Source organism: Hyphomonas sp. GM-8P (assembly GCF_003263315.1).
Taxonomy (GTDB): Bacteria; Pseudomonadota; Alphaproteobacteria; order Caulobacterales; family Hyphomonadaceae; genus Hyphomonas.
Genome location: NZ_AWFE01000046.1, coordinates 66,044 through 91,527 on the forward strand (window position 1 = coordinate 66,044; position 25,484 = coordinate 91,527).

Consider the following 25,484-nt stretch of genomic DNA (forward strand, 5'->3'; position numbering starts at 1 on the left):
AACCCGGCGCAGTCTCATCCATTCTGTTCCGGAGATTGAAGGAACCCGCCGGCTTGCTGCAGGAAATCCTCATCAGCATTATCACGCTCGGCATTCTCGGCTTGCTGATGAGGCCGCGCGTGCGCGATCACCGGGCCTGGCGCGCGACCGTCACGCCGCTCGCCTCGATTATCGGCAGCGGCTTCCTCGTGCTGGGGCCGATCCTGTCCCATTCCTATGGCAAGTATGCGCCGATGGTGATGTTGCTGCTGTGCATGGCGGCCTACGCTTTTGGCGCAGCCATCCGCTTCAATATTGCGAACATTGACCGGCATCCCAACCGATCGGCCTCGGAGCGGCGGGCCGAGTATTTCGCCTCCTGGGCGCTGTCCTTCGCCTACTGCATCTCAGTCGCCTATTACCTGAACCTGTTTGGCGCCTTCGCCGTGAAGATGACGCCGTTCAATTCTCCTGTGAATGCAAAGCTGGTCACCAGCGCTGCGATGATCCTGATCCTCGCGGTTGGCTGGCTGCGCGGCTTCTCCGCGATGGAGCGGATGGAACAGGCTGCCGTCAGCCTGAAGCTCGCGATCATCGCGGGCCTGCTGGCAGGGCTCTGTTTCTATTTCGCAGGCAAGGCCGGTCAGGGTAGTTTGGTGGTCATGGCGCCAGATGAAACCGGCTGGACCGGAGTCGCCCTGGCCTTCGGCCTGATCATCACCGTGCAAGGCTTCGAAACGTCCCGCTATCTCGGCAGCGAATACAAGCCGGACATGCGGGTCCGCTCAATGCGCTATTCCCAATGGCTCGCGACGGCCATCTACATGGCCTATGTCGTGCTGCTGACTTACGCATTCGATGCCGAAACCATACCGCTCACCGAAACCGCGATTGTCGACATGATGAAGATTGTCTCGGCCGTCCTGCCCGCCATGCTGATCGTCGCGGCCCTTTCCGCGCAGTTCAGCGCCGCCATTGCGGACACGAGTGGTGCTGGCGGGCTGGTGGAGGAATTGTCGGGCAGCCGGATCTCGCCGCGGATGGCCTATCTTATGCTCGTGCTGATCGGGCTGAGCCTGACCTGGTTTTCCAATGTCTTCCAGATTATCAGCTTCGCCTCAAAAGCCTTCGCCTATTATTATGCCCTGCAGTGCGGGATCGCATCGGTCGGCGCCTTCCGGGAGGCGAAAGCGCCGATACGGGGCACAGCCTTCGGCGCCTTCGGCATTCTTGCGCTGGCTGTATTGTTTTTTGGTCAGCCAGTGGAAGGCGCAGGCTAAGCGGCGGGCGCGTCGTCCGTCTCAAGCTGACATTTCAGTTCGTCGAGCATGCCCACCGCCCGGGCTGCGTGGGGGCCGATCCAGCGGTCGTTTATACGCTTAATCGGAATGGCGTTCAGGTAGTTCCACCGCACCCGACCAACCCGGCGGACCAGCACGAGATCAGCCTCTTCCAACACGCCCAGATGCTGCATCACCGTGCACCGGTTCAGGTCCGCAAACCGGGCGCACAATTCGCCTGTCGTCTGTGGCTTGTCCCGCAGCGCGTCAAGGATCTGCCGCCTTACCGGCGCAGCCAGCGCCCTGAAAATGAGGTCGTCGTTAGCTTCGCTTGACATGTTATATATTTATAACATTGTTAGCTGGAAGGCAAGGAGACATGACGATGGACATCAAACCGAAATTCGAGGTGAGCGGCCGCATCGGCCGACCGGTCCCCGAAGTCTTCGAAGCCTTCGTGAACCCGGACATCCTGTCCCGGTATTTCACGACCGGCGGCGCGAAGGGCCGCATTGAGGAAGGCGCCACGGTCATGTGGGATTTCAATGACTTCCCCGGTGCTTTCCCGGTCAAGGTCGTTGAAGTCGAGAAAGACAAACGGGTAGTCTTCAAATGGGATGATGGCGACGGCGGCGAGACCACCGTCACCTTCCGTTTCGAGCCGACTGGCGATGGGCGCACAATCGTCTCGATCGCCGAAGAAGGCTGGCCGTCGACCGAGCAGGGCTTCGGCAAGTCGTATGGCAACTGCATGGGCTGGTCGCAGATGCTTAGCGCGATGAAAGCCTGGATCGAGCACGGTATCAATTTGCGCGACGGCATGTACAAGTAGCGCACGCCGAAAAATCGTGTAGCATTAAGGTAATGACTGACGCACCCGAAGCTCTCGCCAGCCTGATCTCGCAATGCCGCCGCGCCGTGGTTTTTACCGGCGCGGGCATCTCCACTGAAAGCGGCATTCCCGACTTCCGCAGCCCCGGTGGCGTGTGGAGCAAGATGAAGCCGATCTATTTCCAGGATTTTGTCAGCTCGCGCGAGCAACGCAACGAAGCCTGGAACCGGGTGTTCAATAATCCCGCCGGCTGGACTGGGGCGAAACCGAATGACGGCCACTTCGCCGTTTCGGACCTGGTGAAGATGGGCAAGGTTTCCAGCGTCATCACCCAAAATGTGGACAATCTCCACCAGGCTTCCGGTGTGGCAGATGACCGGGTGATCGAAGTGCACGGCAATGCCAGCTATGCCCGCTGCCTGCAGTGCGGCAAGCGCTACGAACTGGAAGACCTGAAACCGCGCTGGGAAGCCGGCGCAGACATCACCTGCGTCTTCTGCACGGGCCTCGTGAAGACCGCCGTCATTTCCTTCGGCCAGGCCATGCCGGAAGATGAAATGAACCGCGCCATGGAAGAAGCCGCGCTAAGCGACTTGTTCATCGTGCTCGGCTCCTCGCTTGTTGTCTATCCGGCAGCCGAACTTCCGGTGATCGCCAAGCGGACCGGTGCCACCGTGGTCATCGTCAACCGCGAGGAAACCGATCACGACTCCTATGCCGACCTTGTTCTGCACACGGAGATCGGTCCGCTGATGAAGCAGGTCGTCGCGCGGGTTTACTAACCGGAATAAAATACGCCCGGCTGGCTGGCCGGGCGCTTTCTATTACCCTGTAAACGTCCCACTTCTCGGGAAGCCTTTCGGGACGACCTTTCCGGCCTGGGCGCGCTGGCCTTTCCAGTCTTTCCATTCCGGGAAGGCACGGTGGCGGTCCCCGGTCATGACGATCAGGCCGTCGCGCTTGTCGAAGGTGATAAGGTCTTTCAACTCGGCTTTGCCGCTATAGGATTGCAGCTTGTTGCCCTTGCCGCGTGCCATTTCCGGCAGGTCGGACAGCGGGAAGATCAGCATCTTCTTGTTCGTGCCGACAACCGCGATCATGTCGCCTTCGACTACAGGGCAGCAAACGAGATGACCACTGCCCGTGTTCACGGCGGATTTACCGGCCTTGCGGTTGGACTCCAGCTCTTTCTCATCGACAACGAAGCCATAGCCTGTGGAAGACGCCATCACGCGTTTGCGCGCCGGTTCGAACCGGAACATGGCGACGATATCGACGCTGTCTTCCAGATCGATCGTCAGGCGGATTGGTTCGCCATGGCCGCGCCCGCCCGGCAGCTTGTCCGCCGCCATGGTGAACGACCGGCCGTCGGACGACATCAGGATGAGCTTGTCGGTGCTCATCACTTCCTCGACGAGGTAGAGATCGTCCCCGTCCTTGAACTTGACCGAGCTCGTATCCAGACCATGGCCCTTCATACCGCGGATCCAGCCCTGCTGTGACAGGACGACCGTGATCGGCTCCTTCGGCTTGGATGCTTCGAGGGCCGCAGCAAGGTCGACTTCCTTGACGTCGGAGAAGCTGGCGCGGCGGCGGCCAAGCTCAGAGTCCGGATCAAAGGCATCGCGGGCGGCTTTGAGTTCCTTGGACACTTTCGTCCACTGGCGGCGATCCGAGCTCAGCAACTTGATCAAATCTTCGCGTTCTTCGGTGAGCTTCTGGTGCTCGCCGCGGATTTCCATTTCCTCCAGCTTGCGCAGGGCGCGCAGGCGGAGATTGAGGATCGCTTCAGCCTGAACATCGGTGAGGCTGAACGTCTCCATCAGGACAGGCTTCGGCTCATCCTCGTTCCGGATGATGCGGATTACCTCATCAATATTGAGGAAGGCGGTCAAATATCCGTCGAGCAGGTGCAGACGCTTCTCGATCTTGTCGAGGCGGTGCTGGGCCCGGCGCACGACCACTTCGCGGCGGTGGTCCAGATAGGCCTGCAGCACTTCCTTCAGGCCCATGACCTGCGGCGCGCCCTTGTGCAGCACGTTCATGTTGAGGCTAAAGCGCGTTTCGAGATCGCAGACCTTGAACAGGCTTTCCATCAACACGTCCGGCTCGATCGTCTTGGAACGCGGCACCAGGACAAGGCGCACATCCTCAGCAGACTCGTCGCGGACATCGTCCAGCAGCGGGACTCTCTTGGCTTCGATCAGTTCGCCGAGTTTTTCCAGCAGGCGCGATTTCTGCACCTGATAGGGAATTTCGGTGACGACAATCTGGTAAGTACCCCGGCCGGTATCCTCTGTTTCCCAGCGCGCGCGCATGCGGAAGCTGCCGCGGCCGGTCTCGTAGGCGTCCAGCATCGACTCATAAGGTTCGACGATGATGCCGCCGGTCGGGAAGTCCGGCCCCTTCACGAAGTCCATCAGTTCGGCGGTCGTCGCCTTCGGCTTCTCGATCAGCAGGCGCGCCGCATCGATCACTTCGGCCGCATTGTGCGGCGGGATCGAGGTGGCCATGCCAACGGCGATGCCGCTTGCTCCATTGGCCAGCAGGTTCGGGAAACCCGCCGGAAGCACCACTGGCTCTTCATCATTCTCGGCATAGTTTGCGCGGAAGTCGACGGCGTCTTCGTTGAGGCCATCCAGCAGCAGTTCTGCTGCCACGGTCATCCGCGCCTCCGTGTAACGATAGGCAGCGGCGCTATCGCCGTCGATATTGCCGAAATTGCCCTGACCGTCGACCAGCGGGTAGCGGACGGTGAAATCCTGCGCCAGACGGACCAGCGTGTCGTAGATCGAGCTGTCGCCGTGCGGGTGGAAGTTACCCATCACGTCGCCGACAATCTTGGCGCACTTGCGATAGCCGCCTTCCGGATCCAGCCGCAGAACGCGCATGCCGTACAGGATGCGGCGCTGTACGGGCTTCAGGCCATCGCGGACATCCGGCAGGGCCCGCGCCGTGATCGTCGAGAGCGCATAAGCGAGATAGCGCTTCGAGAGCGCCTCACTCATGGGTTCATTGATAATCCGGTTTTCCGGCTCGCCATCCTTGAGGTCGGACATTCTGGCCCCTTCTCGGTTCGTGCCACATTCTGGTGCAGGTCCGCGGGCAGAATCGCCTGCGAGTCGCGAACGCGTCTAGAGTTAACAGAAACCGCCGTTTGGTTAAGGAAATCTCTAAGTACTGACTGCAGATGCCCCACTTACGCGCTTGGCTTCTCCTCCTCACCGTGCCCACCTTGTGCGTGGCGCTGTTCCTGTTGTCGGCACCGCCCCGGCACAACCCTTTCGCGCCGGTGGATCTGACAGACCGGCCGGGACTTGGCACTGGCCACCAACTGGCCCGCGCGGCCAGGCATCCGCAGGTCTGTTTCCCGGCACTGGACAAGGTCGGCGTGCTCTACACGCCGCTGGACGATGCACCGAAAGGCGAAAAATGCGGTCTTTACAATGCCTTGACGCTGGACCGGACGCTGACACCCTATTCCGCGACGCTGCGCATGACCTGTGGTGAAGCCGCCGCGCTTTACGTCTGGGAGCGCCATGTCGCCCGGCCAGCAGCTGTGGATATCCTCGGCTCGCCGCTGGCGAGGATCGAGACGTATGGCAGCTTTTCCTGCCGGAATATCGCCGGGTCCGGGCGCCGCTCAGAACATGCGCGCGGCAATGCAGTCGACATTTCCGGCTTCCGGCTGGAAGACGGCCGCCTGATCGACGTGAAAACATTCTGGGGAAAAGGCGGGAAGGAAGCGAAATTCCTGAAGAGAGTGCATTCCGGCGCCTGCGACCTGTTCTCGGTCACGCTGGGGCCGGAATACAATGCGGCGCACCGGGACCACTTCCACATGGATATGGGCCCCGGCAGCGCCTGTAAGTGATGATTACGGGTTCGACTGGCAGCGGTAACCGTCTTCGGTCACCTCTTTGACATTCGCCTCGCCGCCGCAAACGCGGACTGCGAGATCGGTATTGGTCCGCACGGCATCCTCGTCATGCACACCGGTGACGGCAATACAGCCGGTCAGGCTCGCCGCCAGCAGCGCGCCGGCGAGGATCATCGAATTTTTCATTGGCATCAGCCTCCTGGAAGCAAACGCCCATCTACCCCGACGTCACCTATGACGGCGCCGCCTGAACGGATTATGAATACAGCAGGCTCGCAGGCAACGGGCAGCAGTTTCTGGGAGGAAGCATATGAAACTCATCAACTCGGTAGGCCCAAATCCGCACGTCGTGCGCATGTTCATGGCCGAACGCGGCATCGATATTCCGATGGAGGAACTCGACATCCAGAAGGGCCTGAACCGTCAGGAACCCTATCTGAAAACCAATCCGGCCGGCCAGACGCCGTGTCTGGTGCTGGACGACGGTTCCGTCGTGACCGAAATCACCGCGATCTGCGAATACCTGGACGAAAAGTTTCCCGGCAAGAAGCTGATGGGTGACACACCAGAAGAGCGCGCCCAGAACCGACGCTGGACCCGCTGGGTGGACCTCAACATCGTCGAGCCGCTTGGCAACGGATTCCGCTTTTCCGAAGGCCTGCCGATGTTCAAGGACCGCATGCGCTGCATCCCGGAAGCAGCAGACGGCCTGAAGGCCTGCGCACAGGACAAGATCGAATTCCTCGATGCACGCCTGGCGGACCAGCCCTATGTGGCTGGGAACGAATTCAGCCTTGCAGACATTCTGCTCTACTGCTTCCAGGCATTCGGCAATGTTATCGGCCAACCTTTGAATCCCGAGTTCAAGAACTATGCAGCCTGGTTTGCAAAGGTCGGCGAACGCCCGAGCGCCAAAGCCTGATCGTCAGCCCACCAATCGCCTGACCAGCCTGTCGCGCTCTGGCGGCATGGCACGGTTCATCGCGTGGAAGACCCGCGATTCCAGGAAATATCCTGTCAGCTTCAGCCCGTCGGCGACATCCTCGTCGCCGACCGGTGCTGACGAGGACAAAAGGAACGAAGGCAACCGGAGCAAGCGCGAGACATAGTCTTCCGCTTCCGACCCGCGCACGGCCCGGCCGGTGCGCGGCGAGACGTGCGTCAGCCCGTCATTCGCGCCGCTGATGGCGCATTCTTCAAGATCCAGTCCAAAGCCCAGCGCGGAGAGCAGGCCCAGTTCCCAGCGCACATAGAGTACTGGCCAGATCTCTCGCGCTTCAATCTGGTCCAGAAGGACTTCTGTCGCCTCGAACATGGCCGAACCTGCGACGTCGCCCTCATCCAGTGACATGCGAAGAATGGCGGTGACGGCCGAAACCGCCGCGAGGGCTTTGGCGTCGTCCAGCACGTGCGATGCGCGTTCCTTGCTGGCTTCTGCGACTTCGAAGCGGCCGAGCTGGTCTTCCAGACGCCCGGTCCAGGAGAGAGATACAGAGTTTCCGGCTTCGTACTGCGCGCGCCGCCGCCGGGAATTGCCACCATAGACAAGTCCAGACCGGCGTCCGCGGTTCCGCGTCAGAACATCCAGAATGAGGCCGCCTTCACCGAAGCGGCGCCCACCGAGGATAATGCCGTCATCGGACCAGTTCATCGTGCCTCAGACATCGAACTCCAGGCCGAGCCCCTGATAGCTTTCGCGGCGCTCCTGCCAGCGCTCATCGACCTTCACGAACAGGAAGAGGTGCACCTTGCGGCCGAGCATTTCGGAGAGCTCTTCCCTCGCCATACGGCCGATATCCTTGATCGTCTGGCCGCCTTTGCCCAGCACCATGGATTTGTGGTTTTCACGGCCAACCACGATGACTTGCTGCACGCGGACGGATCCATCCTTGCGCTCTTCCCAGCTCTCGGTCTCCACCATCAGCTGGTAGGGCAGCTCCTGGTGCAGACGCAGCATCAGCTTCTCGCGCGTCACTTCTGCCGCCAGCAGTCGCATCGGCAGGTCCGCCACCTGATCCGGCGGGTAGAGCGCAGGCCCTTCCGGCATACGGGCGGCAATCGCTTCTTCCAGCTTTTCGACACCGTCGCCATTCTCGGCGGAGATCATGTGGACCTCCTCATAGGCGCCGGTCTGGTTCAGTTCCGCGATGATCGGCAACACCTGGTCATGCGGGAACAGATCAATCTTGTTCAGTGCCAGAATGGCTTTCCGACCGCTGGCCTTCAACTGCTCCACAACGCGGCGGTCATCTTCGATGGAGTGCTTTTGCGCGGCAGTCTCCTTGCCGGCCCGGTCCGCTACCCAGGCGGAGGCATCCACCAGGTGCACGATGGCATCGGCATCTTCGGCTCCGCTCCAGGCCGCCTTGACCATGGCCCGGTCCAGCCGGCGCTTGGCGGCGAAAATTCCGGGAGTATCGACGAGCACGATCTGCGTGTGATCAGTTTGCGCCACGCCCCGCACAGGGAAGCGTGTCGTCTGAACCTTGTGCGTGACGATGGCCACTTTCGCACCGACCAGAAGATTGGTCAGCGTGGACTTGCCAGCATTCGGCGCGCCGATAATGGCGCAGAAGCCAGCATGGGTGATGTCTGTTTCGTTCATGTCTATCCTGCCAGAGATTGGAGCAGCAGGGCAGCGGCGCTGCGCTCGGCTTCGCGTTTGGAAGGCCCGGTCGCCACGGCACTGCCGCGTCCTTCGACCTTCGCTTCAATTTCATAAATGGGCTCATGATCCGGGCCTGACCGGCTCAACACGTCATAGTCCGGCAACGGAAGGCCTTGCCCCTGCGCCCACTCCTGCAGCAGGGTTTTCGGATCCTTTGTTTCCGCCGGAGCCGATGCGAATTGCGGGGCCCAGGCCTTCTCGATGAATTTGCGCGCTGGCGACAGGCCACCATCCTTGAAGATCGCGCCAATCACCGCCTCGCAGGCATCCCCCAGTGTGGATTCGCGCGAGCGGCCGCCGGCAGCTTCTTCACCATCGGACAGCAAGATAAATTCCTGAAGTTCCAGGTGACGCATGGCATCCGCACAGGCGCCCTTCTTGACCAGACGATTGAGACGCGGGGCAAGCTCGCCCTCGCTCTCCATCTTGCGACGCTCCATGAGACGTTCAGCGATAACAAGGTTCAGCACCCGGTCGCCAAGAAATTCGAGACGCTGGTTGGATTCCCGAACGGGGTCACCGCCGCCTACCGCGCTTGGATGCGTCAGTGCGCGAACCAGAAGTTTCGCGTCCTTGAACTTGTAGCCAACCGCGTCCTGTGCCGTCTTCAGGCGGTCATCGGACAGCGTGGGGACACCATTCTTTCCCTTGCTGCGCAAGCGGGTGCGTTTCGGACGAGCGGGCTTCATTTGCCATTCACCGGGATCGCTTCGATGATCACGTGCGCTTCGGCCCATGGATGATCGTCCGTGATCGTCAGATGAATGATGGCCTTATGGCCTTCAGGCATCATCGCTTCGAGGCGCTTGGCTGCGCCACCTGTCAGCGCGAGCGTTGGCTTGCCGGTCGGCAGGTTTACAACGCCCAGGTGTTTCCAGTGCACCCCTCGGCGCGGCACGCCCGTGCCGAGTGCCTTGGCGCAAGCCTCCTTGGCGGCGAAGCGCTTGGCATAGGTCTCTGCTGTGCGGCGGCGGCGGCGCGCCAGCGCAATCTCCGTCTCCGTGAAGACGCGCATTTCAAATCGCTCGCCGAAACGTTCCAGCGCCTTCTCGATGCGCTCGATATTGCAGAGATCATTCCCGATACCGATGATCATGCGCTCACCTGATTTCTGGCATCATCCATGAGACGGCGCATTTCACGAATCGCCTCTTCGAGGCCAATGAAGATCGCCTCACCAATAATGAAATGCCCGATATTCAATTCGGCGATCTCAGGGATGGCCGCTACCGGGCCAACATTATCAAAGGTCAGGCCGTGACCGGCATGGGGTTCGATCCCGCGCTTGCGAGCTTCGTCCGCCGCGGCCTGAAGGCGGGCGAGTTCAGGCGCAGCCGCTTCGGCGCCGCCATCGATCCACAGCTCCGCATAGCGCCCTGTATGCAGCTCGACGACCGGCGCGCCGAGCACTTCGGCCACTGCGATCTGGACAGGATCCGGCTCAATGAACAGCGACACGCGGGCCCCGGCATCGCGCAGCTGGCGAACGATGGGGGAAATCTGGTTGTGAAGACCGGCGACGTCGAGGCCGCCCTCCGTGGTGCGCTCCTCGCGCTTCTCGGGCACGATACAGGCTGCATGCGGACGGAACCCGCAGGCGATCGCGGTCATTTCTTGGGTGGCCGCCATCTCCAGATTGATTGGCAGACTGGAGGCGGTCCGAATGGCTTCCAGGTCGCCATCACGGATGTGGCGGCGATCTTCGCGCAAATGGATCGTGATGCCGTCCGCCCCAGCGGCCGCTGCAATCTCGGCGGCCCGCGCCGGATCGGGATGCGCACCGCCGCGGGCATTCCGGATGGTCGCCACATGATCGATGTTCACCCCAAGGCGCAGCCGCCCGCTCATCAGGCAAGCCCTCGCGAGCCTGGCTTCACAGCCGGCATCAGCGCCAGTTCGGGAGGCAGGTCGTCCGCGTCATAGTCAGGGAAATTGACCGAAGCGAGTGAGACCAGTTCACAGCCAACATCGGCACGTCCGCCGGAGCGATCGATGATGCAAGCGCCGCCAACCACTTCGCCCGGCAGCTTTTCAAGCGCCTCGACGGTCTCACGGAATGACAGGCCGGTCGTGACAATATCTTCAGCGATCAGCACGCGCTCGCCTTCGGCGATGGAGAAGCCGCGGCGGAACTGAAGCTGTCCGTCCACGCGTTCAGCAAAAATGGAACGGCATCCAAGCTGACGGGCGAGTTCATAGCCCGGAATGATGCCGCCCACGGCCGGGCCAGCGACTACGTCGATCTTGCCGAACTTCTCGGTCAGCTTCTTCGCGAGCGCCGCACAGAGTTTCTCGGATTTGTCCGGCTGGGAGAAGACCAGCGCCTTCTGCAGGAACACCGGGCTGCGGCGCCCGGACGAAAGGATGAAATGCCCTTCCAGCAACGCCCCTGCCTCGCGAAACACCGCGAGCACTTCTTCATTGGTCATCATCACCCTCCTGGTCACGCACTGCCCGGTCGACCACTGCGAGCGACCGAAGCGCGGCCAGTATCTGCGTCAGGCGTTTCAGGTCTTCAACCTCAATTTCCATGACCAGCTCTGTGAAGTCCTTCTGGCGGTCCACCGTGGCAATATTCACGATGTTCCCGTTGGACTGAGCCACGGCCGCACAGAGTTTGGCCAACACGCCGCGTGTGTTCGCGGCATTGATGCGAATCCGCCCCACAGCCATGGCATCTGTCCGGGCGAGCTCAGTCCATCTGAGGTCGACCCAGAGCTCTGGCTTGTCATCGTATTCGGCCAGTTTGGGACAGCTCGCCACGTGCACCACGATGCCTTGGTCCGGCACCTGAACCCCCATGATCCGGTCGCCCGGCAACGGACAGCAACAATGGCCGAGATGCAGCGTCACGCCGGGGGTCAGGTCGTGGCCCGACACCAGCAGAGGGGCGTGCTGGGAATCGACCTTCGTCTTCGACGGGTCGCCCATCGGCTCGGCCTTGTAGCCCGGGAAGGCTGCCTGGATCACATCGGCGGAACTGATCCGGCCGCGCCCGACCGCTTCGGCCATTTCTTCGCGCGTTTCAAACCCGGCAAGCTGAGCCGTGTGGGTCATCTTCACATCGACCGGGTCGATGCCGGCGCGGCGCAGGGCCTGATTGATCAGGCCTTCACCGAGGCGCCGGAAATCTGCGGTATCCCGTTCACGGACCAGCCGGCGAAGCGCGGACCGCGCGCGGCCCGTGATCGCCAAACCTTCCCAGCCATGGACGGCCGCCGGAATCTTGCCCCGGATGATCTCGACAACATCACCATTCTTGAGCGGCCGCCGCAGCGCTTTGACCTCGCCATTGATCTTCACACCCACGCAGGTGTCGCCAACGGCCGAGTGGACGGCATAGGCAAAGTCCAGCGGCATTGCCCCTGCCGGCAGGATGATCAGCTTGCCCTTTGGCGTGAACGTGAAGACATGCTCGCGGTACATTTCGAGCTTGGCATGCTCAAGGAATTCCCGCGCATCTGCGCCGTCGTGCAGGAGGCTGGAGATTGTCTCGAGGCTGGCAGCGGGGTCGAGGCCAGCCGCCTTCGCAGACTCCGCATCGAAGCCATACTGCTTGTTCTTGTAGCCCCAGTGCGCGGCGACACCGAACTCGGCGGTCTGGTCCATCGCCTCCGTCCGGATCTGCAGCTCCACGCGGCGATTGCCCGAGGCGCGCACCGTCGTATGCAGGCTCTGATAGCCGTTCGGCTTAGGTACGGAAATGAAATCACGGAACCGGTCCGGAATGCAGGCCCACAGAGTATGGACTTCACCAAGTACGCGATAGCATTCCTCCGTAGACCGAACGATGATGCGGAACGCGAAGAGATCGGCCACGTCGCGGAAGGAAATGGATTTGCGCTCAAGTTTCCGCCACAGCGAGTAAGGCGCTTTCCGGCGCCCTTTGATACGGCACTGGATGCCGGCCATTTCCATCAATTGCGTCAGGTCAGCCCGGATGCGTTCGAGATCGTCTGCATTTTCCAGCGCCAGCTCTTCCTGACGATACAGGATGGCCCGACGCGCTTCCGCGTTCAGTTCCTGGAAAGCCAGATCCTCCATCTCGGCAGCCAGTTGGTAAAGACCGACACGGCGAGCAAGAGGCGCGTAGATGTCCATCGTCTCGCGCGCAGTCCGGTAACGGCTTTCCGGCTTCTTGCGGAAATGCAGTGTACGCATATTGTGGAGCCGGTCTGCCAGCTTCACCAGAAGAACGCGGATGTCGCTGGTTGTCGCGAGGATGAATTTCTGAAAGTTCTCGGCCTGCGCCGCTTCTTTCGAAGAGAATTCGATCTTGTCGAGCTTCGTAACGCCATCAACCAGTTCGGCCACATCGGCACCGAAACGCACTTCGATTTCGCCGATGTCGATTTCTTCAACGTCCTCGACGACGTCGTGCAGCAGGCCTGCCACGATGGTGATCTCGTCGAGATGCACATCGGCCAGCAGGCTTGCTACTTCCACGGGATGGGAATAGTACGCGTCGCCAGAGTCGCGCTTCTGCTCGCCATGATGGGTTTTCGCAAAATCGTAAGCTGCGCCCAGCAGCTCGGACTTCACGCGCGGATGATACGCGCGGACCTTGGCGATGAGTTCTTCGCGGGTGAGGACATGGTGTTCACCCACGGCCTCAGTGGCCGGTGGTGCTTCGCCAGCCCCTTTGTCCTTGGCGGAAAGGGTGCTGCCGTCCATCGAACCTCCTAGAGCCGGTCGTCGCGCCCGGATTCGAGCTCGGCCTGGTAAGCGCGCATGACGTCTTCTTCGGTTGCCGCCGGAGCAGCTTCGAGGGCCATACGGTCTGCTTCGCGCTCGTTCTCTTCGCCCGGACGAATGTCCTGCAGGCCGGAGATCAGCGCTTCTTTCACCACTTTCAGGTCAACCGACTGATCAGCGATCTCGCGCAGGGAGACGACCGGATCCTTGTCATTGTCGCGGTCCACAGTGATGGGCGAGCCTTCGCGGATCATGCGGGAACGGTGCGCGGCAAGCAGCACAAGGTCAAAACGGTTCGGCACCTGCTCGATGCAGTCTTCGACAGTCACTCGGGCCATGGATTCAGAGTCTCCTTTGAACCGCCCCTTATATGCAGCGCAACAAGGCCGCGCAACCCGTCCCTTGCGCCCGATTGCAGCGGAAACTAAGCTGTCCGGCTATTACTTTGCACAATTAATGGCCGTTCCCGCAGCAGCGGAGATTTCGAGGCTTATCATGGCGTTTTACAAGGATGAGCGCCTGGCGCTCTTCATCGATGGGGCAAACCTTTATTCCTCGGCCCGTGCACTTGGGCTCGAAATTGATTTCCGAAAACTTCTGAAGGAATTTCAAGGTCGTGGCCGCCTCTTGCGGGCCAGCTACTATACCGCGCTGGTCGAGAGCGATGAATACAGCCCGATCCGCCCGCTGGTCGACTGGTTGGCCTATAACGGGTTCAGCGTGGTGAAGAAGGCCGCGCGCGAATACACCGACCGCGAAGGCAGAAAGCGCCATCGGGGCAATATGGACGTCGAACTGGCCGTCGATATGCTCGAAGCGGCAGCTCATGTGGATCATATCGTCCTGTTCAGCGGGAACGGCGATTTCCGGCGTCTGATTGAGGCGGTAAAGGCCAAAGGTGTACGGGTCTCGGTCGTTTCAACGAACACATCCAGCCCACCGATGGTGGCGGATGACCTGCGCCGGGAGGCAGACGCCTTTATCGAACTGGAAGACATCGCCGAAATGATCGCCCGGCCGCGGCGAGACCAGCCGGATGCCCCGGCGCTCGACGAAGACGACTAAGCGATCCACATCCGCGCTCAGCGGCCACACTTGGCACTCAAGGAAACCTTGCTAGGGTCTTCCAATCTGTTTTCCGGAGATCTGCCATGTTGCGCCCTGCTCTCGTATCCACACTCGCCCTCGGCCTTGCCATTTCCGGATGCTCCAGGAGCCAAGCGCCTGCGGCTACTGCGCCAGCCAATGCTGAATCCACGAGCCCGGCGACAGAATCCACGGCGTCAGAAACGGCCATTGTCCAGCCAGCCGCCATGTCGGTCCGCGAGGTTGGCACGCCGGAACAATCTATCCTCGATCTCTACCTTCAACTTCACCAGGCTCCGGAACTCTCATTCAAGGAGGCCAAGACTTCATCCATTCTTGCGAGCGAACTGGAAACCCTCGGATTTGAGGTCACGACCGGCGTTGGACAGGATTGGGTCGTCGACAAGGCGACACGCGACATAGGCGAAGTCAAACCTGGCGTGGGCGGCTATGGCATCGTTGGTGTCCTCAGGAATGGCAATGGCCCGACGGTCCTGATCCGGACGGACATGGACGCTCTGCCCGTGCCTGAACAGACCGGTGTGCCTTACGCCTCTACAGTCGAGGCCCAAACCTGGACCGGCGTGGAAAGCAAGGTGATGCACGCCTGTGGTCACGACGTGCACATGACATCCTGGCTCGCAACGGCCCGTGCGCTCGTCGCCCAGAAGTCCAAATGGAAAGGCACACTGGTCATGATCGCCCAGCCTGCCGAAGAAATCGGCCTGGGCGCCGAAGCCATGCTGGCCGACGGCCTGTTCGAGCGCTTTCCGAAGCCTGACTACAACCTGGCCCTGCATGTCTCGGCCGATGCGCCTTCCGGCACGGTGGTCTATTCCACGGGCTATGCCATGGCGAATGTCGACAGCGTGGACATCCATGTGAAGGGCATTGGCGGGCACGGTGCCTATCCCCAGGCGACCCGCGATCCGATCCTGATCGGCTCCCACATCGTGACCGCCCTGCAGAGTCTTGTCGCCCGCAACGTTGATCCGCTGGACAGCGCCGTTGTGACGGTCGGCTCTTTCAAGGCCGGCGCGAAGCACAACATCATTCCGGACGAGGCGACGCTGCTGCTGACGGTCCGCTCCTACGATGATGAAACCCGCCAGATGCTGCTCGACGGCATCCAACGCATCGCCAAGGCTCAGGCCGCCGCCTTCGACGCACCGGAACCGGAAATCACCATCGAGTCCGACTATACGCCCTCCACGTACAACGATCCCGGCACAACCGGACGGGCGATGAAGGCGGTCAGCAAGAAGCTGGGCGCGGAGTATGTGACCCAGGTGAAGCCGGTTATGGGCGGAGAAGATTTCTCCCAATACGGTCGGACGGCTGACAAGATCCCGAGCGTGCTGTTCTGGGTCGGCGCGGTGGAACCGTCGAAGTACGCCAAGGCCAAGGCGGATGGCATGCCGCTGCCATCCCTGCACTCTTCGCTGTTCGCCCCAGACTATGCCCGCACCATCCAGACCGGATCGGATGCCATGACGGCCGCAGCATTGGAACTTTTCAAAGACTGACGCCGCGCCACCCTCAACTTTCTGCGATTGCGTTTTCGCGCCGGCTACGCTACACCCCTTTTGCTCAGAGTGCGCAAAAGCTTCAATTGCTTGTCGCACGAGCGCCCTGATCCCGGACGTTTGAAGGTATTCCCCTTGAAACGCACACTTTCGGGGCCACATTATACTCAAATCGAGCAAAAGTGCTCGGTTGGTCAAAGGAGGACGTGACATGGCTCGTCTGATCGATTCTGGACCTGGCTGCCCTACCCCCACGCCGCTGCGCGGCCCGAATGCGGCTGAGGCTCGTGGCCTCAGCTATGATGATGCCGTGCGCGCAGAAACAGACCATCTCTATCCGCTGGTCAAAGATTTCGTGACGCCGATGGAGTGGCCGGCCATTGCCCCGCTCGTCGCTGCGATCAACCGACTGAAAGTTCAGAAGAACGCCGTCATCCTGGCGCACAATTACATGACGCCGGACATTTTCCGTCTGGTCGGCGACTTCCGGGGCGACAGCCTCCAGCTCGCCCGCGAAGCGTCCAAGGTCGATGCCGACATCATCGTCCAAGCCGGCGTGCACTTCATGGCCGAGACCTCCAAGATCCTCGCCCCTGAAAAGACCGTCCTGATCCCGGATACACGCGCAGGCTGCTCGCTTGCCGCCTCGATCACGGGCGCGGACGTCCGGCTGATCAAGGAAAAATACCCGAACTATCCGGTCGTCACCTATGTAAACACGACGGCCGACGTGAAAGCCGAATGCCACATCACCTGCACCAGCTCCAACGCAGCGCAGGTTGTGGAAGCCGTTGCAAAGGAATGGAATACCGACACCGTCATCCTGGTGCCGGACCAGTATCTCGCCAAGAACGTCGCCGCCCAGACTGATATCCGTATCATGACCTGGCCGGGTGCGTGCGAAGTGCACGAGATGTTCAGCGCCGAAGACGTTCACCAGCTGCGCGATGCCCATCCGGGCGTCGTCATTCTGGCCCACCCGGAATGCCCGCCAGACGTCCTGGAAGCCGCTGACTATGCCGGTTCCACGGCAGCTCTCGCCAATTATGTGGCTGAGAAACACCCGCCGAAGGTCGTGCTGCTGACGGAATGCTCGATGAGCGACAATGTCGCCGCCGAGAACCCGGGCACGAACTTCATTCGCCCGTGCAATCTGTGCCCGCACATGAAGCGCATCACGCTGGAAAACATCTATGATTGCCTCGTGACGGGCGAGCATGAGGTGACCATTCCGGAAGACGTGCGCTTGCGTGCCAAGGAAGCGCTCGATGCCATGATGGCCCTGCCGCGCATGGAGAAGCCGCTCGACTTCGTGACTGGACTTGCACCCCTCGAAATCGAGATGGTGGTTTAAGCGGCTGGGGCGTTGGCGTATCCCGCCGCCGGGTCTAGGTTATGCGTGTGAGGACAAATAGGAGTGGCAGCATGACCTTCCGCCTGGCACGCATGACCGCGCTCGCGCTGGCGGGTACCCTGCTGGCAACAACGCCGGTTCATGCCGGAACTGAAGACGATGCGACCGACGTGCTCGGCACGTGGAGTTTCCGTACAAAACCCTATCGCGGTGGTGAATGCCTGATGACCGGCACAATGTATCTCACCCCTCACCCGGAACCGGACCAGTTCACCTGCGAGCTGACAGCGGTGGAAGTGTGCTCCGTCTGGGGCCGCTCCGTCGTACGCCAGTCCTGCAAGGCACGCCGCTTCGGGGACCAGCTCTCCATTCGTTCCGAGATCGAGGAAATGCTGGAATCCAAAGTCGAGGGTCTGATCTATGTGCCCGACAATTTCACCCTCACCATCGAGTCGGCCGACCGCATGTTCGGCGCGCTTGTCTCGGCGGTGACCGCTCCGGCGGAATTCCGGCGCGCAACGAACGGTATTTCCTGACTTGGCGGACGGGCAGCATGTTCAGACCCTGACGGCAGATGCACACGCCGGCAGTGATGTCCTGATCGTGGGAGCGGGCCTCGCCGGCCTGTTCCTGGCACTGAAGCTCGCTCCGCGTCCCTGTATCGTGATCTCGCCGGCACCTCTCGGCCAGGCTGCTTCATCAGCCTGGGCACAGGGCGGCCTTGCCGCAGCCCTTCACCCGAACGATAGCCCGGAACAGCACGCGGCCGACACGATCGCGGCGGGCGCCGGGCTTGTGGATCCGATCATCGCCCGCCTGATCGCCGAGGAAGGCCCGGCCCGCGTTCGCGACCTGATCGCGCTTGGCGTGCCTTTCGATCGTACGCCCGATGGCGCCCTCGCCCTGTCACTGGAAGCTGCCCACTCCCATCCGCGCGTTGCCCGCGTGGCCGGAGATCTTGCAGGCAAGGCCATCATGGACGCGCTCGTCGCGGCCGTTCATTCCGCCTCTCACATCCGTATTGTTGAAGGCGTGCGCGCTGTCGGCTTGATGCAGGACGATCAGCTGAATGTTGCGGGCGTCATCCTGCGCGACGCCGCTGGGCGGCTGTCGACGCAGACAGCCCGCGAAACCGTGCTGTGCACCGGCGGCTCAGGCGGCCTGTTCCAGGTCACCACCAATCCGCCTGCCGCGCGCGGCGATGCCATCGCCATGGCCTGGGAGGCCGGCGCTTTGGTCGCAGATCTGGAGTTCGTTCAGTTCCACCCGACAGCCATCGATATCGGCCGCGATCCGGCACCGCTCGCCACCGAGGCGCTGCGCGGCGAAGGCGCCATCCTGCGCAACCGCGATGGCAAGCGCTTCATGGAATCCTATCATGAACTGGCTGAACTCGCCCCGCGCGATGAAGTGGCACGCGCGGTCCATACCGAGCGCACATCCGGCCGCGGCGCTTTCCTCGATTGCCGAGAAGCCGTCGGGGAACATTTCCCCGAACACTTCCCAACCGTTTTTGCTGCCTGCAAATCGGCTGGCATAGACCCGCGCGTGGACATGATCCCTATCGCCCCGGCAGCGCATTATCACATGGGAGGTATCGTGCCGGACTTCTGGGGCAAGTCCTCCCTGGATGGTCTCTCCGTCTGCGGAGAATGTACGTCCACCGGCGTACACGGCGCCAACCGGCTCGCCTCGAATTCACTGCTCGAAGCCGTCGTCTTCTCACATCGCATTGCCGAGCGCCTGCGAGAGGCAAAACTGCCGGACATCAAAGCCAGCAAGGGGCATGTGCCTGACGCGCTGCCGCATGAAGCCCTGCAGGCCTTGCGTTCAGCAATGTCGCAAAACTGCGGTGTGGTCCGTGATGCGAGCGGGCTCGCCGAAGTGGCAGAGCTGATTGACCAGCTGCGTGAGCAACATGGTCCGGCCCGCGCAATCACGTCCGCAGGCCTGATCGTAAAAAGCGCACAGGCTCGGCACGAAAGCCGCGGCGGCCACTACCGTTCCGATTTTCCCGAAACCGGCGAACCGCATCGCCAGTTCCTCCAACGCCCCTTCAAAGAGAGCGTTCCCTCATGACTCCAGTTCCGCCTCCTCTTCCCGACATTATCCTTGATCCGATCGTGCGCCTGGCGCTCGCGGAAGACCTTGGCCGCGCAGGTGACCTGACAACCGACGCGACCATCGCGCCTGACACCCAGCTGAAAGTCGTCATCGCCGCGCGCCAGCAAGGCGTGATCGCGGGACTGGATGCAGCAGCCTACGCGCTGAAGCTGATCGACCCGTCCGTAAAGCTGACCATTGAAAAGCCGGATGGCTCCGTACTGGAAAAGGGCGACGTGGTCGCGCGCCTGGAAGGCTCTGCCCGGTCCATCCTGATCGCTGAACGGACCATGCTGAACTTCCTTGGCCGCCTCTCCGCCGTGGCCACCATGACACGCACCTTCGCCGACAAGATCGCGCACACAAAAGCGATAATTGTCTGTACACGGAAAACTACGCCAGGCCACCGCGCTCTCGAAAAGCGCGCCGTACGTTGTGGCGGCGGCACAGCTCACCGCTATGGCCTCGACGACGCCGTCCTCATCAAGGACAATCACATCGCGGCCTGCGGCTCGGTCTCCACTGCGCTGGAACGCGCAAAAGCCTATGCCGGACATTTGCGGATGATCGAAGTCGAGGTCGATTCGCTAGACCAGCTAAAAGAAGCACTTCCGCACGGCCCACATGCTGTCCTGCTGGACAATATGAGCCCCGACACGCTGCGCGAGGCCGTCGCCATGGCCGGCGGCAAGACCGTGCTGGAAGCATCAGGCGGGGTGAACCTCGATACAGTCGCCGCAATTGCAGAGACGGGCGTTGATTTCATCTCGGTTGGCGCGCTCACCCATTCGGCGCCGAACCTTGACCTTGGAATGGATGTGGTCTGACACTGCGCTTATTGGGCAACTGCCCGCGCAGGAGGGATTTCAGACATGGCCAGCGCAAACGGCCGCAAGAGCATTTTTATCACCGGCGCCGCCTCCGGGATCGGCGCGGAAACGGCGCGCTTCTTTTCCGAAAAGGGTTGGTTCTGCGGTCTCTATGACGTGAACACCGCCGGCCTCGCAGACGTGGCCAGCGAACTCGGCCCCGGCAATTCCGTCTATGCGAAGCTGGATGTGCGAGATCGCAATGACTGGGCTCTGGGCGTGAAGAGCTTCTCGGAAGCCACCGGCGGCAAGATGCATGTCCTGTTTAACAATGCCGGTATCGGCCGGCACGGCTGGTTCGAGGAAATCTCGGGCGAAGACAACGACCTCGTTGTCGACGTGAACGTCAAAGGCGTCATCAATGGCGTGCAGGCCTGCCTGCCGCTACTGAAGGAAACGGAAGGCGCGCGCATCGTCAACACGGCCTCCACAGCCGGGATAGTCGGCTCGCCGCGCCTTGCCGTATATTCAGCCACGAAATTCGCCGTCCGCGGATTGACCGAAGCGCTCGACGCGGAATTCCGGGATCTCGACATCCGCGTCACCAGCCTGATGCCCTGGTTTATCGATACACCGATCCTGGACATGGGCACCGCTGAAGGCGCCAATGTGAAGATGGCAGACGAGATCCGCGAGAATGGACAAGACGTTTATCCGGTCTCCCTGGCTGCTCAGCGGGCATGGGACGCAGCGCATGGTGACGACATCCACTATATGGCGGGCAAAGCGGCACAACGGGCGAAGTTCATCAGCCGCTGGGCGCCGGGCCTGATCCGCAATCAGGTGAAAAAGTCCGTCCCACCGCGCGACTGATCCCTCCAGGCCTGTAAGGCAAACAAAAAAAGCCGCCAGTGATATGCCGGCGGCTTTTTCATTGTCTGGATTTCAGATCAGCGCATGCCGCCTGATGCGGCCACAGCTTTCGCAGCCTGCGCAGCGGCGTAGGAATCAACGCCCATGTCGTTCGAGGCGACCTCGAACGATCCTTCGGTGGCCGTCGTAAGGCGCGGGGCACCATTGGTGATGGTGCGGGTCGATGTGGTCACCGTGGCCGGAGCTGCAGAAGCTTCGACCTTGGCAGCCACTCTCATCTCATCCGCGGTGGCTTCGCGCAGGACGGACAGTGATTCCGCATTCAGGTCCTTGGTTTCCGCCGTAGCGACCACAGGCGCCGGGGCGGACCGCGACGCGCTCGCACTGCGGACCTTCGCCCACTCGGAGCCGCGCGGGAAACGGTAGAACACATGCAGGCCGATCTTGTCGGTCTTGATCAGGCCCGCGCTCCACACCGGATCGACATAGGTCGCGTGATAATGGGTTGCGCCGCCCGTACGATCCTCGGCGAGGTTCATCAGGACGTGGGCCGCAATCTCCTGTGCCTGTTCCCAGGCTGTGCCTTTCGGCTTGCGGCCAAGGGCGCCATCACAGGTGAAGGTGAACTGGCAGCCGGTCGTCCGGGTCGCACCCTGGAAGACCACGCCGCACGCGGTGTCCGGATAGCGATGGTCGCGCATCCGGTTGGAAATCACTTCAGCAACAGCGAGCTGACCAGCCAGCGGCTCGTTGCGGGATTCGTAATAGATCGCCTGCGCCATGCAGTGCGCTTCGGAGTCGAGCGCTTCAGCGCGCTTCAGGTGCTCCGGCTTGAACGAGACGAGCGAGGCGATTGCCGCACCATCCCGGTCACGCTTGGCGTAACGGCTCATCGAGGAGGCTGTGTCGCGCTCCAGAGTATATTCGACTGTGCGAATCCACGGCGTGTCCAGCAGCGACGGTGCATGGTCGGCCAGGCGGACGCTGGCGCCGCCATCTTCGATCTGCGCAAACCGCTGAGCCTGCTCGCTGAAATCTGCTTGAGCGCGAATATCGGACTGAACCGAGCCGATCACAGGCAGGGTCACAGTCGCTGCCACCGCGCAGACCGCTACGGTCGCGCCGCGAATGACAATATCGCGCTGTTCTTCGTTCGTCATAGCCATCCACCAACGCTTGAGCTTCCCTTGGAGCCCACGCATTGACGACAGGGTCGCCTGACGTGGTTGAAGATTCCTTAACATCACCGCTCTCCCCAGGTCCCGGTGGGCGATATAATTCCGCCCTGTTGTGCAGTTCCGGGACTGCTTGGTTTGACTGTTTCCGGCGGCTTTTACCGCCCTTTCACAAGCGGAATATGCTGCCGAACAGCTACCTAGCAAGAAGCTCGCCAGAGTTTGGAGTGACAATTCCGTCAGGTGAAATTCGCCTCACAAGCGAATTAATTCGGTGTAATTTACGCCGGACCCTCAACTTGTTGATTTTTCGTAAAATTTCTACGTTTGTGACAAGAGGCATGTTGCGGTGCGAAAAAGCGGCTGTGGCACGATTACCACAGCCGCTCGCAATCGATTCGGGACCGTAACTGTCAGCTGTCTGATTCCGAGAGGGCAGCGTGTGCCGCTGCGAGACGCGCAATCGGCACCCGGTAAGGCGAACAGGACACATAATCGAGGCCCGTACGGTGGCAGAAGGCCACGGAAGCCGGATCGCCGCCATGCTCACCGCAGATGCCCAGTTTGATGCCTGGACGGGTGTTCCGGCCCCGTTCAGCGGCCGTTTTCACCAATTCGCCCACGCCTTCCTGGTCCAGCGTGACGAAGGGGTCTTTTTCGTAGATTCCCTTGTCTTCATAGATTTTCAGGAAGCGGCCGGCATCGTCGCGAGAGATGCCTAGCGTGGTTTGGGTCAGGTCATTCGTACCGAATGAGAAGAAGGCGGCCGACTGGGCGATATCGCCGGCGCGCAGGGCTGCACGCGGCAGCTCGATCATCGTGCCGACGAGGTAGTCCAGCGTCACACCGGTTTCCGCGAACACGGCCTTGGCCTGCTCATCGACCACGGCTTTCAGGATCTGCAGTTCGCGGTGTGTCGCGACCAGCGGGATCATCACTTCCGGCACCGGCTTGCGGCCCGTTTCATTGGCGATGTTCACAGCCGCCTCGAAGATGGCGCGGGCCTGCATTTCGTAGATCTCCGGGTATGTAATACCCAGGCGGCACCCCCGGTGGCCGAGCATCGGGTTGCTTTCATGCAGATCGGAGGCACGGCGCTTCAGCTCTTCAACGCTGACGCCGGACGCCTTGGCAACGTCTTCCATGTCCTCATCGGTGTGCGGAAGGAATTCGTGCAGCGGCGGATCGAGCAGGCGGATAGTCGCCGGGCGGTCTTCCAGGATACGGAAGATCTCCTCGAAGTCGCCGCGCTGCATTGGCAGAAGCTTGTCCAGCGAGGCGCGCCGTCCGGCCACATCGTTCGACAGGATCATCGCACGCACTTCGGGGATGCGGTCTTCTTCGAAGAACATGTGCTCCGTGCGGCAAAGGCCAATGCCTTCCGCGCCGAACTCAACCGCTGTGCGGGTATCGAGCGGTGTTTCGGCATTGGCCCGCACTTTCAGGCGGCGGGCCGCATCGGCCCAAGCCATCAGTGTGCCGAAGTCACCCGAGAGGTCCGGCTGCACCATGTCCACAGCGCCCAGCATCACCTGGCCGGTTGCACCGTCCACAGTGATGACATCGCCCTTCTTCACTTCGCGCCCCATGACGCGGAACACGCCCGCCTTGCCATCAACCTGCAGGCCGCCGGCACCACAAACGCAGGGACGTCCCATGCCGCGCGCCACAACAGCGGCGTGGCTGGTCATGCCGCCACGTGCGGTGACGATGCCGCGCGCAGCGTGCATGCCCTTGATGTCTTCCGGGCTCGTCTCGATACGGACGAGAATGACATCTTCGCCCTTCTCGGCCCACTGGAAGGCTTCATCGGAATCGAACACGACCTTGCCGACAGCCGCGCCGGGGCTGGCCGGCAGGCCGACCACGAGCACATCGCGCTCGGCGTCTTCAGAGATCGTCGGGTGCAGTAGCTGGTCCAGCTGCGATGGCAGCAGGCGCAGCACGGCGTCATTTTCGCTGATCAGGCCTTCGCGGGCCATGTCCACAGCAATCTTGAGAGCAGCCGCGGCGGTGCGTTTTCCGCTCCGCGTCTGCAGCATGTAGAGATTGCCGTCCTCGACCGTGAATTCGAGGTCCTGCATGTCTTTGTAGTGGCGCTCCAGCGTGTTCGCGACATCGCGCAGCTGGGCATAGACTTCCGGCATGGCCTCTTCCAGCGGGGCGTCTTCGGAGCCCAGCGTGTCAGCCCGCTCGCGCGAGATCGGGGCCGGGGTGCGGATGCCCGCCACCACGTCCTCGCCCTGTGCGTTGATCAGGTATTCGCCATAGAAGATCGGATCGCCGTTCGACGGGTCGCGCGTAAAGGCCACGCCCGTGGCGGAGGTTTCGCCGAGATTGCCGAACACCATGGCCTGCACGTTCACCGCCGTGCCCCATTCGGCCGGGATGTCGTTCAGCTTGCGATAGGTGATCGCGCGGTCGTTCATCCACGAGCCGAACACGGCCGAGATGGCGCCCCACAGCTGTTCCTTCGGATCTTCCGGGAAAGGCTTGCCCAGCTCTTTCTCGACGGCTTCCTTGTAGTGCACGATGATCTTCTTCCAGTCATCGGCGGTCATGTCGGTATCGAGGTCGATGCCCTGACGGTCCTTGTACTCGTCGAGCAGGTGCTCGAACTCGTCATGGCTGATGCCCAGCACGACGTTGGAATACATCTGGATGAAGCGGCGATAGCTGTCATAAGCGAAGCGTTCACCGGCCTTCTTGGCGAGGCCGGCGGCCGAGGCTTCATTGAGGCCCAGGTTCAGAACCGTGTCCATCATGCCCGGCATCGAAGCGCGGGCGCCTGAGCGCACAGACACGAGTAGCGGATTTTCCGGATCGCCGAAGCCCTTGCCGGATTTCTTCTCCAGATCGGCCAGCGCCTGGTCGACCTGCGGGGCGAGCGTGGAGGGATATTCCCGCTCAAGCTCGTAATAGGCCGTGCAGACAGCGGTGGAGATCGTAAAGCCCGGCGGCACCGGCAGGCCCAGCTTGGCCATTTCGGCAAGGTTTGCACCCTTGCCGCCCAGCAAATTCTTCATGGAAGCGTCGCCATCGGCGGTGCCCCCGCCGAATGCGTAAACCCAGGTCTCTTCCGCGTGCTTCAGTGCTGCTTCACCCATGGTGTCCTCTTCAATTATCTGCGCGCGTCTCTGCATGCCCGCTCGCGCGCGAGGGGATTGCAAACCCTATGCTGCATCGCAGCGCCAATTGCCAGCGGCCGAAAGGTCGCTTATGCC

Annotated in this window: 25 protein-coding genes; 12 read left to right on the top strand and 13 right to left on the bottom strand. The window is 61.5% G+C overall.

From position 1 onward, the window contains the following. Positions 1–35: 35 nt before the first annotated feature. Positions 36–1,259, top strand: coding sequence for a hypothetical protein (locus HY26_RS03915; RefSeq protein WP_233351526.1), 1,224 nt, complete (start codon positions 36–38; stop codon positions 1,257–1,259). On the opposite strand, the gene HY26_RS03920 is transcribed toward HY26_RS03915, so the two are convergent. Next, the gene (locus HY26_RS03920; RefSeq protein ID WP_034766254.1) at positions 1,256–1,597 is read right to left on the bottom strand and encodes a helix-turn-helix domain-containing protein; all 342 of its coding nucleotides are present in this window, start codon (positions 1,595–1,597) and stop codon (positions 1,256–1,258) included. The genes HY26_RS03915 and HY26_RS03920 overlap by 4 nt on opposite strands. A 47-nt stretch (positions 1,598–1,644) precedes the next feature. On the opposite strand from HY26_RS03920, the gene HY26_RS03925 reads away from it, so the two are divergent. After that, positions 1,645–2,091, top strand: a complete 447-nt coding sequence (locus HY26_RS03925; protein WP_034766400.1) for an SRPBCC family protein — start codon at positions 1,645–1,647, stop codon at positions 2,089–2,091. A 32-nt stretch (positions 2,092–2,123) separates the two neighbouring features. Beyond that, complete coding sequence (locus tag HY26_RS03930; RefSeq protein ID WP_034766253.1) at positions 2,124–2,873, top strand: Sir2 family NAD-dependent protein deacetylase; 750 nt, start codon at positions 2,124–2,126, stop codon at positions 2,871–2,873. Between the two features lie 42 nt (positions 2,874–2,915). Here HY26_RS03930 and parC read toward each other — a convergent pair whose 3' ends face one another. Then, positions 2,916–5,150, bottom strand: coding sequence for a DNA topoisomerase IV subunit A (gene parC / locus HY26_RS03935; RefSeq protein WP_034766252.1), 2,235 nt, complete (start codon positions 5,148–5,150; stop codon positions 2,916–2,918). Positions 5,151–5,317: 167 nt separating this feature from the next. Between parC and HY26_RS03940 the strand changes: the two genes are divergently transcribed. Further along, on the top strand, positions 5,318–5,965 hold the full coding sequence (locus HY26_RS03940) for an extensin family protein (protein WP_158531411.1): 648 nt from the start codon (positions 5,318–5,320) through the stop codon (positions 5,963–5,965). A 3-nt stretch (positions 5,966–5,968) separates the two neighbouring features. Here the strand turns inward: HY26_RS03940 and HY26_RS03945 are convergent, their stop codons facing one another. Next, positions 5,969–6,157: a hypothetical protein gene (locus HY26_RS03945; protein WP_034766250.1), complete on the bottom strand. Its 189-nt coding sequence runs from the start codon at positions 6,155–6,157 to the stop codon at positions 5,969–5,971. A 124-nt stretch (positions 6,158–6,281) separates the two neighbouring features. On the opposite strand from HY26_RS03945, the gene HY26_RS03950 reads away from it, so the two are divergent. Further along, positions 6,282–6,893, top strand: coding sequence for a glutathione S-transferase family protein (locus HY26_RS03950; protein ID WP_034766248.1), 612 nt, complete (start codon positions 6,282–6,284; stop codon positions 6,891–6,893). 3 nt (positions 6,894–6,896) lie between these two features. Here the strand turns inward: HY26_RS03950 and recO are convergent, their stop codons facing one another. From recO to rpoZ, 8 genes are read right to left on the bottom strand one after another with little or no spacing between them, the layout of a single operon-like run. Next, positions 6,897–7,622 carry a DNA repair protein RecO gene (recO, locus tag HY26_RS03955; protein ID WP_112072962.1) on the bottom strand — a complete coding sequence of 242 codons (726 nt, stop codon included), beginning with the start codon at positions 7,620–7,622 and terminating at the stop codon, positions 6,897–6,899. Positions 7,623–7,628: 6 nt separating this feature from the next. Beyond that, a complete protein-coding gene (era, locus tag HY26_RS03960; protein ID WP_034766246.1) occupies positions 7,629–8,576 on the bottom strand; it encodes a GTPase Era in 948 nt (315 codons plus the stop codon). A 2-nt stretch (positions 8,577–8,578) separates the two neighbouring features. Further along, a complete protein-coding gene (gene rnc / locus HY26_RS03965) occupies positions 8,579–9,328 on the bottom strand; it encodes a ribonuclease III (protein WP_112072963.1) in 750 nt (249 codons plus the stop codon). Then, positions 9,325–9,735 (bottom strand): holo-ACP synthase, encoded by a 411-nt coding sequence (gene acpS, locus HY26_RS03970; protein ID WP_112072964.1) that lies wholly within the window; start codon positions 9,733–9,735, stop codon positions 9,325–9,327. The genes rnc and acpS overlap by 4 nt, the downstream gene beginning before the upstream one ends. Next, positions 9,732–10,487, bottom strand: coding sequence for a pyridoxine 5'-phosphate synthase (locus HY26_RS03975; RefSeq protein ID WP_034766244.1), 756 nt, complete (start codon positions 10,485–10,487; stop codon positions 9,732–9,734). The genes acpS and HY26_RS03975 overlap by 4 nt, the downstream gene beginning before the upstream one ends. Then, positions 10,487–11,068: an orotate phosphoribosyltransferase gene (gene pyrE, locus HY26_RS03980; RefSeq protein WP_112072965.1), complete on the bottom strand. Its 582-nt coding sequence runs from the start codon at positions 11,066–11,068 to the stop codon at positions 10,487–10,489. The genes HY26_RS03975 and pyrE overlap by 1 nt, the downstream gene beginning before the upstream one ends. Continuing rightward, positions 11,058–13,313, bottom strand: coding sequence for a bifunctional (p)ppGpp synthetase/guanosine-3',5'-bis(diphosphate) 3'-pyrophosphohydrolase (locus tag HY26_RS03985; RefSeq protein WP_081813079.1), 2,256 nt, complete (start codon positions 13,311–13,313; stop codon positions 11,058–11,060). Before HY26_RS03985 ends, pyrE begins: the two co-directional genes overlap by 11 nt. Positions 13,314–13,321: 8 nt before the next feature. Continuing rightward, positions 13,322–13,672, bottom strand: a complete 351-nt coding sequence (gene rpoZ / locus HY26_RS03990) for a DNA-directed RNA polymerase subunit omega (protein WP_034766242.1) — start codon at positions 13,670–13,672, stop codon at positions 13,322–13,324. A 157-nt stretch (positions 13,673–13,829) separates the two neighbouring features. On the opposite strand from rpoZ, the gene HY26_RS03995 reads away from it, so the two are divergent. The 7 genes from HY26_RS03995 (at position 13,830) to HY26_RS04025 (ending at position 21,085) form a co-directional block, all read left to right on the top strand. Then, entirely contained in the window at positions 13,830–14,399 is a 570-nt protein-coding gene (locus tag HY26_RS03995; RefSeq protein WP_034766397.1) for an NYN domain-containing protein, read from the top strand. Between the two features lie 89 nt (positions 14,400–14,488). Beyond that, on the top strand, positions 14,489–15,946 hold the full coding sequence (locus HY26_RS04000; RefSeq protein ID WP_081813091.1) for an amidohydrolase: 1,458 nt from the start codon (positions 14,489–14,491) through the stop codon (positions 15,944–15,946). Positions 15,947–16,157: 211 nt separating this feature from the next. Further along, positions 16,158–17,300 (top strand): quinolinate synthase NadA, encoded by a 1,143-nt coding sequence (gene nadA, locus HY26_RS04005; RefSeq protein WP_034766241.1) that lies wholly within the window; start codon positions 16,158–16,160, stop codon positions 17,298–17,300. Between the two features lie 71 nt (positions 17,301–17,371). After that, a complete protein-coding gene (locus HY26_RS04010; protein WP_112072966.1) occupies positions 17,372–17,836 on the top strand; it encodes a hypothetical protein in 465 nt (154 codons plus the stop codon). Position 17,837: 1 nt separating this feature from the next. After that, the gene (locus HY26_RS04015) at positions 17,838–19,379 is read left to right on the top strand and encodes an L-aspartate oxidase (RefSeq protein WP_051599905.1); all 1,542 of its coding nucleotides are present in this window, start codon (positions 17,838–17,840) and stop codon (positions 19,377–19,379) included. Then, positions 19,376–20,230 (top strand): carboxylating nicotinate-nucleotide diphosphorylase, encoded by an 855-nt coding sequence (gene nadC / locus HY26_RS04020; protein ID WP_112072967.1) that lies wholly within the window; start codon positions 19,376–19,378, stop codon positions 20,228–20,230. Before HY26_RS04015 ends, nadC begins: the two co-directional genes overlap by 4 nt. Positions 20,231–20,275: 45 nt before the next feature. After that, a complete protein-coding gene (locus HY26_RS04025; protein WP_034766238.1) occupies positions 20,276–21,085 on the top strand; it encodes an SDR family oxidoreductase in 810 nt (269 codons plus the stop codon). A 77-nt stretch (positions 21,086–21,162) separates the two neighbouring features. Here the strand turns inward: HY26_RS04025 and HY26_RS04030 are convergent, their stop codons facing one another. Beyond that, positions 21,163–22,245: a cell wall hydrolase gene (locus HY26_RS04030; protein ID WP_233351527.1), complete on the bottom strand. Its 1,083-nt coding sequence runs from the start codon at positions 22,243–22,245 to the stop codon at positions 21,163–21,165. A 428-nt stretch (positions 22,246–22,673) separates the two neighbouring features. Continuing rightward, complete coding sequence (gene ppdK, locus HY26_RS04035; RefSeq protein ID WP_051599904.1) at positions 22,674–25,367, bottom strand: pyruvate, phosphate dikinase; 2,694 nt, start codon at positions 25,365–25,367, stop codon at positions 22,674–22,676. Positions 25,368–25,484 lie beyond the last annotated feature (117 nt).